The 12,331-nt window shown below is 60.4% G+C and carries 13 protein-coding genes; 1 reads left to right on the top strand and 12 read right to left on the bottom strand.

Annotated features, from left to right (window positions below; genetic code table 11):
• Nucleotides 1-3: 3 nt before the first annotated feature.
• The 3 genes from dprA to sucC form a co-directional block, all read right to left on the bottom strand.
• The gene (gene dprA / locus EAV92_RS04940; RefSeq protein ID WP_123040029.1) at nt 4-1,107 is read right to left on the bottom strand and encodes a DNA-processing protein DprA; all 1,104 of its coding nucleotides are present in this window, start codon (nt 1,105-1,107) and stop codon (nt 4-6) included.
• A 150-nt stretch (nt 1,108-1,257) separates the two neighbouring features.
• Nucleotides 1,258-2,187: a succinate--CoA ligase subunit alpha gene (gene sucD, locus EAV92_RS04935; protein ID WP_123040028.1), complete on the bottom strand. Its 930-nt coding sequence runs from the start codon at nt 2,185-2,187 to the stop codon at nt 1,258-1,260.
• A gap of 32 nt (nt 2,188-2,219) precedes the next feature.
• Complete coding sequence (gene sucC, locus EAV92_RS04930; RefSeq protein ID WP_123040027.1) at nt 2,220-3,380, bottom strand: ADP-forming succinate--CoA ligase subunit beta; 1,161 nt, start codon at nt 3,378-3,380, stop codon at nt 2,220-2,222.
• Between the two features lie 390 nt (nt 3,381-3,770).
• Here sucC and EAV92_RS04925 point away from each other — a divergent pair, with 390 nt between their 5' ends.
• Nucleotides 3,771-5,306 (top strand): YifB family Mg chelatase-like AAA ATPase, encoded by a 1,536-nt coding sequence (locus EAV92_RS04925; protein WP_123040026.1) that lies wholly within the window; start codon nt 3,771-3,773, stop codon nt 5,304-5,306.
• 21 nt (nt 5,307-5,327) lie between these two features.
• On the opposite strand, the gene EAV92_RS04920 is transcribed toward EAV92_RS04925, so the two are convergent.
• The 9 genes from EAV92_RS04920 to rimM all read right to left on the bottom strand — a co-directional run bounded on the left by EAV92_RS04920 (nt 5,328) and on the right by rimM (nt 12,326).
• Complete coding sequence (locus tag EAV92_RS04920) at nt 5,328-5,705, bottom strand: YraN family protein (protein ID WP_123040025.1); 378 nt, start codon at nt 5,703-5,705, stop codon at nt 5,328-5,330.
• Nucleotides 5,706-5,741: 36 nt separating this feature from the next.
• Nucleotides 5,742-6,044, bottom strand: coding sequence for an EscU/YscU/HrcU family type III secretion system export apparatus switch protein (locus EAV92_RS04915; protein ID WP_123040024.1), 303 nt, complete (start codon nt 6,042-6,044; stop codon nt 5,742-5,744).
• Nucleotides 6,041-7,870: a hypothetical protein gene (locus tag EAV92_RS04910; RefSeq protein ID WP_123040023.1), complete on the bottom strand. Its 1,830-nt coding sequence runs from the start codon at nt 7,868-7,870 to the stop codon at nt 6,041-6,043. The genes EAV92_RS04915 and EAV92_RS04910 overlap by 4 nt, the downstream gene beginning before the upstream one ends.
• A gap of 84 nt (nt 7,871-7,954) precedes the next feature.
• Nucleotides 7,955-8,584: a ribonuclease HII gene (locus tag EAV92_RS04905; protein WP_123043581.1), complete on the bottom strand. Its 630-nt coding sequence runs from the start codon at nt 8,582-8,584 to the stop codon at nt 7,955-7,957.
• 146 nt (nt 8,585-8,730) lie between these two features.
• Complete coding sequence (gene ylqF / locus EAV92_RS04900; RefSeq protein WP_123040022.1) at nt 8,731-9,621, bottom strand: ribosome biogenesis GTPase YlqF; 891 nt, start codon at nt 9,619-9,621, stop codon at nt 8,731-8,733.
• A 70-nt stretch (nt 9,622-9,691) separates the two neighbouring features.
• Complete coding sequence (gene lepB, locus EAV92_RS04895) at nt 9,692-10,423, bottom strand: signal peptidase I (protein WP_123040021.1); 732 nt, start codon at nt 10,421-10,423, stop codon at nt 9,692-9,694.
• A 119-nt stretch (nt 10,424-10,542) separates the two neighbouring features.
• Nucleotides 10,543-10,884, bottom strand: a complete 342-nt coding sequence (rplS, locus tag EAV92_RS04890) for a 50S ribosomal protein L19 (RefSeq protein ID WP_123040020.1) — start codon at nt 10,882-10,884, stop codon at nt 10,543-10,545.
• Between the two features lie 147 nt (nt 10,885-11,031).
• Nucleotides 11,032-11,802 carry a tRNA (guanosine(37)-N1)-methyltransferase TrmD gene (gene trmD, locus EAV92_RS04885; protein WP_123040019.1) on the bottom strand — a complete coding sequence of 257 codons (771 nt, stop codon included), beginning with the start codon at nt 11,800-11,802 and terminating at the stop codon, nt 11,032-11,034.
• Between the two features lie 2 nt (nt 11,803-11,804).
• Complete coding sequence (gene rimM / locus EAV92_RS04880; RefSeq protein WP_123040018.1) at nt 11,805-12,326, bottom strand: ribosome maturation factor RimM; 522 nt, start codon at nt 12,324-12,326, stop codon at nt 11,805-11,807.
• Between the last annotated feature and the right edge of the window lie 5 nt (nt 12,327-12,331).

Raw genomic sequence — 12,331 nt, 5'->3', positions numbered from 1 at the left:
GCGTTATAGTGAGGCATATTCCGAGCCCGGCAAGCGCTGGATCCGCCTCTTCATCTGCAAGGAGAGCAAAACGGCGTGAAGCTGCCCGAACGGAATTCCGACGGCCGCGGCCAGCTCGTCCACGGACCTCGGTTCTTCGAGCACGAGCCGGTAGATGACGTCTTCTTCTTCACTCATGGACTCGGCGTGCGCGTTTGCCGTTCGGGATGGCCCGTTATCGGAAACAAAAGCGTTGAATCGGCTGATCACGTCTTCGGGATCCAGAACCGGATTCGCCGTCCCGTCCTTTAACATCAACATGCCGCCTCGGCTTCTCGGTGAAGTTACCGGCCCGGGCACGACGAATACGGGACGTTCCGCCTCGATCGCTTGACTGGCCGTAATCAGCGCACCGCTTTCTTCCGGAGCTTCCGTTACCAGCACGGCGAGGGCAAGTCCCGCGATGATCCGGTTGCGGGAAGGGAACATGCCGGGGTGGTAAGGCGTTCCGGGCGGCGCTTCGGAGACGATGAGCCCTTTGTCGGCGATGTCCCGGTAGAGCTGCCGGTTTTCGGGCGGATAGATGCGGTCCACGGGCGTTCCGAGAACGGCAATCGTGCCTCCTGACCGATGGAGGGCCCCCTTGTGGGCGCACGTATCGATGCCTTTGGCCAAGCCGCTGACGACGGCGAATCCCCGCTCGGCAAACGCGGCGGAAAACTGCTCCGTCACGTGTTTTCCGTATGCGGTGGCCAGCCGCGTTCCGACGACGGCAATGGACGGCCTTGCGAACATTTCGGAATTCCCCTTGTAGTACAGAACCGGCGGCGGGTCCTCCGTCCGCCTCAGCCGCGCGGGATAATCCGGATCCGCCAATGTCACGTACGAAATGCCTTGACGCTCGAAATTCGCGCGCCTCTCTTCCATGCGTGCGGCGTCGAGATTTTTCGCCAAAGCGGAAGCCTGCTTCGGCTTGAGGCCGTAATCCCGAAGATCGCCCTCCCTCATGCCCGGCCGGATCGGAGGTTTCTCCCGGTCGGCCAGCAGGTCGCGGATCGTAATCCAGCCGATTCCGTCGGTCTCGTGAAGTGCAGCCAATGTTTCACGTGAAATAACTTTTATTTCCATGTCGACCACTCCTTAGCAAAATTTGTCGGTCTTCCGCGAAAACCGAAATCCGATGACGAAAAAAAGCAGCCCTCCGCTCCTCTTTCGAGGTTCGGAAGGCTGCTTGCCTATCCTTTGTCGAATGGCGCGGCGTGCCGCGCATTCAAACGCTTATTCGCTTTTGCACTTCTCCAGCAGGCCGCGCTCCTCGAGAACGGAGATGAGCGTCGATCCCATTTCGGAAGGCGTCGGAGCGACTTTGATGCCGCACTCCTGCAGTTTGGCGATCTTCTCGGCAGCCGTGCCTTTGCCGCCGGAGATGATGGCGCCCGCATGTCCCATGCGTTTGCCTGGAGGCGCGGTTGCGCCGCCGATGAAGCCGACGACCGGCTTCGTCATGTTCGCCTTGATCCACTCGGCGGCTTCTTCTTCCGCCGTACCGCCGATCTCGCCGATCATGATGACCGCGTAGGTGTCCGGATCTTCATTGAACAGCTTCAGGATGTCGATGAACTCGGAGCCTTTGACCGGGTCCCCGCCGATGCCGACCGCGGACGATTGTCCGATGCCGTTGGTCGTCAGCTGATGGACCGCTTCGTACGTCAGCGTACCCGAGCGGGAAACGACGCCGACGTGGCCCTTTTTGTGGATGTAGCCCGGCATGATGCCGATCTTGATTTCATCCGGCGTGATGACGCCAGGGCAGTTCGGACCGATCAGGCGCGTTTTCTTGCCTTCCATGTAACGCTTGACCTTAATCATGTCCATAACCGGAATGCCTTCGGTGATGCAGATCGCCAGGTCCAGCTCGGCGTCGACCGCTTCCATGATCGCGTCAGCCGCGAACGGTGGAGCGACGTAGATAACGGAGGCCGTAGCGCCCGTTGCCGCGACCGCTTCCTTAACGGTATTGAAAATCGGCAGGGAAACCGTGCTGCCGTTCTCGAGCGTAATGTCTACCTTCTGGCCGCCTTTGCCCGGCGTCGTGCCACCGACCATCTGCGTACCGTAGTCCAGTGCACCCTTGGCGTGGAAAAGACCGGTCGCGCCCGTGATGCCTTGGGTGATCACCTTGGTGTTTTTGTCGATCAAAATGCTCATGCTTTCACACTCCCCGGTTCAGTTCTCCCTAGTCATTTCACGAGCGACACGATTTTTTGCGCGCCGTCGGCCATCGAATCCGCAGCCACGATGTTCAGGCCGGATCCGTTCAAAATCTCTTTGCCCAGCTTGACGTTCGTTCCTTCAAGGCGAACGACGAGCGGTTTGTCCAGTCCGAGCTCGCGCGCAGCCGCCACGACGCCTTCGGCGATGACGTCGCACTTCATGATGCCGCCGAAAATGTTGACGAAAATGCCTTTCACGTTCGCGTCCGACAGAATGATCTTGAACGCTTCCGTGACTTTCTCTTTGGTTGCGCCGCCGCCGACGTCCAGGAAGTTGGCCGGCTCGCCGCCGTAATATTTGATGATGTCCATGGTCGCCATCGCGAGGCCGGCGCCGTTAACCATGCAGCCGATGTTGCCTTCGAGCGCGATGTAGCTCAGGTCGAATTTCGAAGCCTGGATTTCCTTTTCGTCCTCTTCGTCGAGGTCGCGGAGCTCCACGATGTCCTTGTGGCGGAACAGCGCGTTGGAATCGAAGTTCAGCTTGGCGTCGAGCGCCATGACATCGCCGGAACCCGTCACGACGAGCGGGTTGATTTCGGCGATGGAGCAGTCTTTGTCTTCGAACGCTTTGTACAGCTTCAGCATGAAGCCGGCTGCCTTATTGATCAGCTCGTTCGGGATGTTGATGGCATATGCCAGACGGCGTGCTTGGAACGGCAGCAATCCGGTGACCGGATCGATGACTTCCTTGATGATTTTCTCCGGCGAATGAGCGGCGACTTCTTCGATTTCCGTGCCGCCTTCTTCGGATGCCATCATGACGACGCGTCCCGTGCCGCGGTCGACGACGACGCCGACGTAATATTCTTTTTTGATGTCGCAGCCTTCTTCGATGAGCAGGCGCTTCACTTCTTTGCCTTCAGGGCCTGTCTGGTGCGTCACCAGGACTTTGCCGAGCAGCTCTTCCGCGTATTTACGGACGTCGTCCACGCTTTTGGCGATTTTGACGCCGCCTGCTTTGCCGCGTCCGCCGGCATGGATCTGGGCTTTCACGACCGTAACGGCGCTGCCGAGTTCCTGGGCAGCCGCGACGGCTTCGTCCGCGGTGAATGCCACTTTGCCGCGGGGAACGGCTACGCCGTATTGCCGCAGAACTTCTTTGCCTTGATATTCATGAATGTTCATGGCTCTTGCATCCTCCCGTTTGCACGCGATCTCCTGTGACGATCGGAGCAGGTCCGAACGGCTCGTCGCCCCTTCGTCACGGGTCAAGCTATGTAACAAACCTTACCCATTGTATCACTTTTTGTAGAAGTCTTCCTCTTTTTTTGATCATTTTTTTAGCTGTATTTGGCAATGGTTTCATCTCGTTTTGCGATCGATGAGCGGAGCTCTAGGTAGCATTTCCAAAGGGAAGAATTCCATCCAAAGATGGTCGGAATGGCCGTCTGACCGCAGTCGATTGACAGTTCGGGGAGACTGGGATTAGACTGGACTCAGCATGAAATTGCGGAAGGTTAAGGAAGCACCTTTCTCCGCCAACGGATCTCGTTGAGGGGGAGGGTGTTTTTTGTCATGTACGTCAAAATGACGGGAGCGAGCGTGCTCGGCATCGAAGGCCGGTTGATCGAGGTGGAGGTGGATATCCGCCCGGGGCTTCCCCAAGTGAATGTCGTCGGACTTGCCGATACGGCGGTTCGAGAGTCCGTCGAACGGGTGCGAGCGGCGGTTCAGAACGGTGGCCTCAAGTTCCCGATGGACCGGATCACCGTCAACTTGGCGCCGGCGGACATGCGCAAGGAAGGAAGCTCTTTCGACCTTGCCATCGCCGCGGGAATCTTGTGTGCAAGCGGACAGTTGGATCCGGCGCGGGTTGAAGACGCTTTGCTGATCGGGGAACTGGCACTGAACGGGGATGTACGAGCCGTGCCGGGCGTCCTTCCGATGACCGAACGGGCGCGCAATGCCGGCATGCGGCGCGTCGTCGTACCTCTCGGCGCGGTGGCGGAGGCGCGCTTGATCGAGGGCATTGAAGTAGAAGGCATCGGTTCAATCCGCGACTGGCTCGATGGACCGACATCCGCCGCGAGTACGGCGTCGGTGACCATGAGCAAAGAAGATTTGTCGAAAGTGCGATTTCGGCGAGACGATGAGCCCGATCTTGTCGACATCGTCGGACATGCCCAAGCCAAACGGGCGCTCATTATCGCAGCCGCGGGCATGCACAACATCTTGCTGGTAGGGCCGCCCGGTACGGGCAAAACGATGCTCTGCCGGCGTCTGCCCGGCCTGCTTCCCCCGCTCACGGACGAAGACGCGCTGGCGGTTACTAAGATATTCAGCGTCTGCGGCAAACTGGGCGACAGGCGAACCGGTTTGATCCGGGAGCGGCCGTTCCGCGCCCCTCATCACAGCATCTCTTCCGCCGGTTTGATCGGCGGCGGACCGGTGCCCAAGCCGGGCGAAGTCACGCTCGCGCACCATGGGGTGCTTTTCCTTGACGAAATGCCCGAATTTTCGCGGATTTGCCTGGAGTCGCTCCGCCAACCCTTGGAGGACCGCGAAGTGACGATCGGCCGGGCGAGGGCCGTGTGCCGGTTTCCGGCCAGGTTTATGCTTGCCGCCTCGATGAATCCGTGCCCATGCGGATTTTATGGAGGGAACTCGGCCACCGATCGTCCCTGTACTTGTTCAGAAGCCGCGGTTCAACGATATCGGTCGCGCATGTCCGGGCCTTTGTCGGACCGAATCGACCTGCAAGTCGAACTGCCTCGGCAATCTGCGAGACCCGCCGACCCGGCACTTATCACGACGGAGCAGGCGCGCGCCATGGTGATGGAGGCGTACGAACGCCAACGAGCCCGTTACACAAGGCACGGGATTTCTTGGAACAGTGAATTACAGGGGCCATTGTTGAAGAAATACGCGGCGCTTACGCCTTCCGGCGAGCGGCTGTTGTCGGATGTGTATGACCGGCTGGGACTCAGCTTCCGTGCCCATGACCGGATCTTGAAAATGTCACGCACGATCGCGGATTTGGCGGGACGGGATACCATCGGAGAAGGGGATGTCGCGGAGGCGATACAATTTCGCTGTCTGGATAAGGGGTAGGCGGGAGTATGATTCTTCATCTCAAAACGCGCCGGGAATATGGCGAAGCTCGGCCACCGAACCGTCTGCCGCGAAGGTAACGGCAATAACATCGAAACGAACCGGGCTTCCGTAGGCGCCGGTCATTTTCAGGTAGACGCCGGCCGTCTCTCGTACTTGCCGGCATTTGCGCGGGGTGACCGCTTCGACGGCGGTCCCGTAGCGGGATGGCGCGGTGCGGGAGCGAACCTCCACGAATACGAGGACGTCGCCTTCCTTCGCGATGAGGTCGAGTTCGCCCGTTTTGCAGCGCCAGTTGCGCTCGATCACGGAGACGCCCGTACCTTGCAAATGTGCCGCCGCGGTGTCTTCCGCCGCCCGTCCCGACGCCGTTCGGTTGGATCGCAATGGACGCTGCATTCTGCACGCTCCTTCGATCAGGGTAGCTTACCGGCTTCAGCCGCCCGGCCGCGCTTTTCTGTCGGCTCGGTACACGAAGCTGAGAATTTCCGCCACGAGCTTATACAGCTCCGGAGGGATTTCCTGTTCCAGGTCCAGCTTGGACAGCACCTCGACCAGGGAAGCGTCCTCTTGGACGGGCACGCCGCTTTCCTTGGCTTTACGCAAAATCTGATCCGCCATCACGCCTTGGCCTTTGGCGGTTACGACCGGAGCCGTCCTGCGCTCGGGTTCGTACTTTAGCGCGACCGCTTTTTTGGGGACCGTTCTCGCCGGCGGTTTCCGGGAATCGGGCGTCATGCTCGGAAATCCACCCCTTTGTAAGGTTTGGCGGCGTACGCCGAAGCAGCCGGATTGTCGGACCTTGCGGCTCCCTCGCCCGTCTGGGAAACGGAAGCGTCGATGGGTGTCGGGAGCGGCCTTGCGGTCATCGACAGCAATTGAAAACCGGCGGCGCCTAAAGCAGCGCCTACTTCGCCTTTTGCCTGCTCAACGAGATCCGCCATCCCGGGAAAATCGTTCATGAGCTTTACCGACACGATCCGGTCCACCACCTGCACATCGACGACCGTATCGCCGAGGTTCCGCATTTTCAGATCGAACAGGAGACGGCAATTGTCCGTATCCCATTCGCCTTTGCGGCCGCGCCGGGTTTGCACGTGGACGGCGGCGGTCGTATCCCCGTCTTGTCCCTTCATCGGCACGAACAACGTCACCAGGCTGTAAGGCTGGTTGACCTGGCGCTCTGAAGAAACCAACAGTTGCTGACCGGAAATTTGGTGAATCAGAGATTGGGCGGCGTCGCGAAGCGCCGGCGGCGTCTCGTCATGCGCGACGAGCGACAGCAAGGCGCTTTTCAGCGTATCCGCGGCATGCTTCGCGGTTTCCGCCGCATGGGGCCGTCCTTCCGCGGACGGCGCTTGAGAATCCGGCGTCAACGATGGGTCTAGCGGCAGCCGGGGTTCTGCAGCGTTCGCAAGGCGGTGCTCATGGCCGGCGCCAAGCCACTGCAGGAAGCGGCCGATCCATGCGGACTCGCCCTTGGTGGAAGCTTGACTCGCGTTTCCTGCAGATGCTCCCTGCTCCGAAGCGCCTGCCTGCGGCCTAGCGACGGGGGCTGCGTCTTCCGCGTCTGCTGCACCTTCGGCAACTACCGGCGCGACGGGCACCGTTTGCGCGGCAGACGCTTGAAGCGGCCGTGCAGCTTGGGACGAGGCCGGCGCGGACGCGCCGCCAGCCTGGCCGGCAGCAAGCCCCGGCCACCCAGCCGCAGCCGGATGTTCCCCCATGGAAACCGGCATCGCCGCAGTCCCCGAAATAGACGGCGCAGGACGGGCATGGAAGCTCGTCCGACCGTTGCTCACCGGCGCAGTGTCACTCCCGACTGCATCTCCTTTGCCCTGTGCCGACATGGGCAAACCTTCTCCTCGCAGTTGGGTTTCCCCCTCGGCAAGAAGATCGTCCCCTTCCGCCACCAGTGCTTGAAGACGTGCCGCAAGCGCCGTCATCCCGTCGGATTTCGCGCCCTCGGAACCCAGCCATTCTTTCAGCGAAGAAGCGAACGAGGCCAGTTCCTCATGAATCGGCCGTCCGGACAGCGATTGGCGCAACGAAGCGATCGTCTCTTCCGTAGCCGCCAGGCCGCGGCGGAACGCCACGCCTGCCGCGGCCATCCAGCTGGCCGCATCCGCGGAAGCTGGCTTTAACGCCGCGGCGGATAGAAAATAATCCCCCGTCGCCTTGTCCACGGAATATCCGTCCCGCTTCAGTCCCCGGACCAACTCGTAAGACCATTTTTGATCCGGCAGGCCGAACGATTTCAATACGTCTTTCAAACCCTCGTCGGGCATGGCGTCGGAGGTTTCCTGCAGCGGCTTGAGCATGACCGTCCCGCCGCTGCCGCTCGGCTGAACCTGAAGCAACGTGCCCCTGCCGACCGGCAGCTCGGCTTCGAGCTTGGCCCGGACCGAAACGCCGTTGATGTTCATCAACGCTTCCCCGTTGTCCAGCATTTCCATCAGCACGCCGCGGACGATTTGCCCGATTCTGAGCTCCAGGGTTTTGCCCTCGGACGGCGCCGAATCGCCCAGCAACGCGCGAATCATCGGCCCGATGTTCATACTCATGCCGCTCCCCTCCCTTCCGACGATACACGCTTTCCATTCTTCTACTCTATGTATCGGATTTTGCGGTTCCCGCCGTGAATCGCCTTAAAACAACTCCTGCTGTACGGCGAACAAGTTACCGAGGAAGCTTTGCCTGTGCATGGGCGTCGGCCCCAACCGGAGCAGCGCTTCCCGGTGCTCTTTCGTCGCGTAGCCCTTGTGACCGCCGATCCCGTAACCCGGATACAGCGCCTCCCACACTTCCGCGCAAAGCCGGTCGCGCGTCACCTTGGCCAGGATGGAGGCCGCTCCAATCGACTGGCTCAAAAAGTCCCCTTTGACGATTGCCGTCTGCGGCAGCTCCAAATCGACCGACTCCGCGTCGATCAGCAAATGCTCGGGCGTCACGCCCAGCCCGAGGACCGCTTGCTTCATCGCCAGCCTCGACGCTTGCCGGATGTTGATCCGGTCGATGACCGCGGCTTCGACGCGGGAGACGTTCCAAGCGACCGCTTCTTTCGTGATTTCCTCGTAAAGCTTTTCTCTTTTTTTCTCGCTGATCTGCTTGGAATCGTTGATGCCTTCCAGCACCAGCCCGCGGGGGAGAATGACGGCTGCGGCCACGACGTCGCCGAAGAGGCATCCCCGCCCCACCTCGTCGATGCCGGCGACCGCCGTCAAGCCTTGCGCCCACAGCTGGGCTTCGAATTGAAGCCGATCAATCGTTTCATCCATGTCCGCAACGCCCTTTCCTGTCGATTCCTCCATTGTCCTTCATTCCAGCCCGGCAGCCAAGCCCCCTAGGGCCAAAATTTCGCCAACATGAAGAACTTTTCATCAAAATAAAAAAGAGGCTTTTCAGCCTCTCCGTTCTTTCGACGTTATTTCGATTCTGCAGCAGCCGAACCGCCGCCCGGCTTCTCAAGCGTCAGCCGCCCCAGCTTCCCGGAGCGAAGATCGCGCAGCAAGACGCCCGCCGCTTTCTCGTAATCGACGTGTCCGCCTCCGGCCAAACAGCCCCGGCGCCTGCCGATCGCTTCCAAAACCTCCGCCGCGGACTGCGTGTCGGGCAGCTCGGCGGGCAGTTCCGCAAGCCCGTACCGCTCTTTCAGCACCTCGCCGTAATGGGGAGCGAGCGTCTGCAGGACGAAGCAAGCCACCTCGTCGATATGCAGCACGTCTTCCTTGATCGCTCCCGTCGCCGCGAGCAGGTTGCCTGCGAGGGGGTCTTCGAACTTCGGCCACAATATACCCGGCGTGTCGAGCAACTCAAGCTCCGAGCCCGACCGAATCCATTGCTGTCCCTTCGTCACGCCCGGCCGATCCCCCGTCACCGCGACATTGCGACCCGCAAGCCGGTTGATCAGCGTCGATTTGCCCACATTGGGAATGCCGACGATCAGCGCCCGTACTGAGCGCGGCTTCATGCCTTTGGCGATCTGGCGCTCGATCTTTTCGCGCAGCAGCTCGCGCGCCTTCAATGGGATTTCTTTCACGCCGCTGCCGCTGCTCGCGTCGATCGCCAGAGCTTCGTGCCCCAGCGACCGAAAATGCGCGGCCCATTCGGCCGTCCGGCCAGGGTCCGCCAAATCCGCTTTGTTCAGCAGCATGAGGCGCGGCTTGGTCCCGACGATCTCGTCGATCATCGGATTGCGGCTCGATTGCGGGATTCTGGCGTCGATCAGCTCGATCACGACGTCAATCAGTTTCAGCTTTTCTTCGATCTGGCGTTTGGCCCGGGTCATGTGCCCCGGAAACCATTGGATGGTCATGTCATCCACCCTCTTTCGGGTGCTCCTCCTTAGAGCGGCGCAGTCAAGCTGCCGCGTCTAAAGCGGAGGACTAAGATTTATGCGAAACGAAGTGGAAATCTCCCAGCGGCCAGTAAACCAGATCGGCGCGTCCGACGACCCGATCCAGCGGAATATAGCCGATCATTCGGCTGTCTTCGCTGTTCGGACGGTTGTCGCCCATGACGAACAAGGTGCCTTCGGGCACTTTCCCGTCCGGAAACTCGGCATTCGGAAAACGGCTGGAATCGCCTCTGTCCTCATTGTACACCTGTCCGGAGGCATGGGCGTTCTCGTAGGCTTCCTTCAAATAGGGTTCGTCAATCGCCTTGCCGTTAATCGTGACCGTGTCGCCTTCGACCTTCACCGTATCGCCCGGAACGCCGATCACCCGCTTAATGAAGTCGCGGCCTTCCTCCGGCACGTGGAAAACGATGACTTCGCCGCGTTTCGGCTGACGGATGTCGTAGACGATCTTGTTGACGATGATCCGTTCCCGGTCGTGGAAATTCGGCTGCATCGAAGGGCCGTCCACGATGAACGGGCTGACCAAAAACCAGCGGATGACGAAAACGAGCAGTCCCGCGATGGCCAGCGCCTTGATCCATTCCACCAGCTCTCCGGCCGCTTTCGAGCGGGGCGGTTGGCCCGGCCCTCCGTTTCCGGCGGAGCCGCCTTCCCGCGGGCCAGAACCCTCTTCCGCGCCCGAATCCGTCGCCTGACCTTCGGGTGTTCCGTTTTCCTCTTTCCATTCGTCGGACGGGGGATTCCGCCGTTCATCCATTCGTTATCGCCTCTATTCTGGCTCCGTCCGCACGGACGGGGAAATGTTGATATGTATCGGGGGGGTGAAATGCAAAAAGGAGGACTCGCCTTGAAAGCCAAGCCCTCCCAAAATGCTGCTTATCGAATTTCTTTGATACGGGCCGCTTTACCGCGCAGGTCGCGCAGGTAGTACAGCTTAGCACGGCGGACTTTACCGCGGCGCGCTACTTCGATCTTCTCGATGCGCGGCGAGTGTACCGGGAAAGTACGCTCAACGCCGACGCCGTAAGAGATCTTACGAACCGTGAACGTTTCGCTGATGCCGCCGCCGCGACGTTTGATCACGACGCCTTCGAACAGCTGAACGCGTTCGCGGGAACCCTCGACGACCTTCACGTGCACTTTCAGCGTGTCGCCGGGACGGAAGATTGGCACGTCCTTGCGCAGCTGTTCTTGCGTAATCGTTTGAAGCAGATTCATGAGGTTGTTCCTCCTTCCATCATAGACGTTCTTGCCCCGCTCCCCGGATGCCGAACACCCGGATCTTGACGTGCAGAGGACCGTCCGTATACAAACAACAGTTGAAATTCTACCATATCCCAGGCGAAAACACAACCGCTAATTCGGTTATCCTCCGTGAACTTCTTCTTCCGCCTCGGAAGCTTGTTTTCTTCGATCTTTCAGCCATTGCCGTTCCTTCGCGGCGAGCTCCGCATGCTCGAGCAGCTCCGGCCGGCGGACGAACGTCCGCTCCAGCGACTGGAGCCGGCGCCATTTGCCGATTTCCGCGTGATTCCCGGAGAGAAGAACGTCCGGTACGGTCCAGCCCCTGAACTCCGGCGGGCGGGTGTAATGCGGGTACTCCAGCAGTCCGTCGCTGAAAGAGTCCGTGACGGCGGAATTCTCGTTGCCCAGCACCCCGGGCAGCAGCCGGACGACGGAATCGATCACGACCATCGCCGGAAGCTCCCCTCCGGTCAGGACATAATCGCCGATGGAGAGCTCGTCCGTCACGAGGAACTCCCGGATCCGTTCGTCATATCCTTCATAATGTCCGCAGATGAAGATCAGATGGGATTCTTCCGACAGCTCCGCCGCTTTGCGCTGGGTGAACGGCTCGCCTTGCGGGCACATGAGGATGACCCGGGGCTTGCGCTCGCCGCCGCTTTGCTCCAGCAGGTGCTCGACGGCGCCGAATATCGGTTCCGGCTTCAATACCATGCCCCCGCCTCCGCCGTAAGGCGTATCGTCGACGGTATGGTGCTTGTTGGTAGAGAAATCCCGGAAATTCAGGGTGGACAACGAAACGAGACCGCGGTCCCTGGCTTTCCCCAAAATGCTGCTGCCGAAAACGCCCTCGAACATTTCCGGAAACAAGGTCAGGACGTCGATGCGCATCGTTACAGCAGTCCCTCCATCAGGTGGACCTTGATCCTTTTGGAAGCCACGTCCACTTCGAGCACGACGTCGTCGATGACGGGCAGCAGCAGCTCTTTGCCCGTCGCCCGCTTGACGACCCAGACGTCGTTGGCGCCCGGCGTCAGCACGTCGGACACGGTGCCGAGCGTTTCGCCGTCCTCGGTTACCACCATGCAGCCCACGATATCCCGGACGTAGTACTCTCCTTCGTCCAATGGCGCCCGTTCGGTCTCCGTGACCTTAAGCCCCCAGCCCTTCAGCTTTTCCGCCCCGTTCATGTCGTCGATCCCTTTGAGCTTCAGCACGTACACGTTTTTCTGCTCCCTGGACGACTGGATCTCGACGGGCGAAGGATTTCCCGCCTCCGGCGGGACCAGCAGCAGCTTGCTGCCGGGTTTGAACCGGAGCTCGGGAAAGTCGGTCTGCGGCCAAACCCTCACTTCGCCCTTCACTCCGTGCGTATTCACGATCGTGCCGACATTGAGCAGACGTTCTTCCGTCACGCGGC

The sequence above is a fragment of the Cohnella candidum genome, assembly GCF_003713065.1.
GTDB lineage: Bacteria > Bacillota > Bacilli > Paenibacillales > Paenibacillaceae > Cohnella > Cohnella candidum.
Note: the sequence above shows the minus strand (reverse complement) of the source record. Positions and strands in the feature narration are given on the sequence as shown.

Coding starts and splice junctions, on each gene's coding strand:
- EAV92_RS04915 (WP_123040024.1), bottom strand. CDS start 6,044: ATGACGCCCGATTCCCGGAAACCGCCGGCGAGAACGGTCCCCAAAAAA.
- EAV92_RS04905 (WP_123043581.1), bottom strand. CDS start 8,584: ATGGATGAAACGATTGATCGGCTTCAATTCGAAGCCCAGCTGTGGGCG.
- ylqF (WP_123040022.1), bottom strand. CDS start 9,621: ATGACCATCCAATGGTTTCCGGGGCACATGACCCGGGCCAAACGCCAG.
- rplS (WP_123040020.1), bottom strand. CDS start 10,884: ATGAATCTGCTTCAAACGATTACGCAAGAACAGCTGCGCAAGGACGTG.
- trmD (WP_123040019.1), bottom strand. CDS start 11,802: ATGCGCATCGACGTCCTGACCTTGTTTCCGGAAATGTTCGAGGGCGTT.
- sucC (WP_123040027.1), bottom strand. CDS start 3,380: ATGAACATTCATGAATATCAAGGCAAAGAAGTTCTGCGGCAATACGGC.
- sucD (WP_123040028.1), bottom strand. CDS start 2,187: ATGAGCATTTTGATCGACAAAAACACCAAGGTGATCACCCAAGGCATC.
- EAV92_RS04910 (WP_123040023.1), bottom strand. CDS start 7,870: ATGAGTATGAACATCGGGCCGATGATTCGCGCGTTGCTGGGCGATTCG.
- EAV92_RS04920 (WP_123040025.1), bottom strand. CDS start 5,705: ATGCAGCGTCCATTGCGATCCAACCGAACGGCGTCGGGACGGGCGGCG.
- dprA (WP_123040029.1), bottom strand. CDS start 1,107: ATGGAAATAAAAGTTATTTCACGTGAAACATTGGCTGCACTTCACGAG.
- lepB (WP_123040021.1), bottom strand. CDS start 10,423: ATGGATGAACGGCGGAATCCCCCGTCCGACGAATGGAAAGAGGAAAAC.
- EAV92_RS04925 (WP_123040026.1), top strand. CDS start 3,771: ATGTACGTCAAAATGACGGGAGCGAGCGTGCTCGGCATCGAAGGCCGG.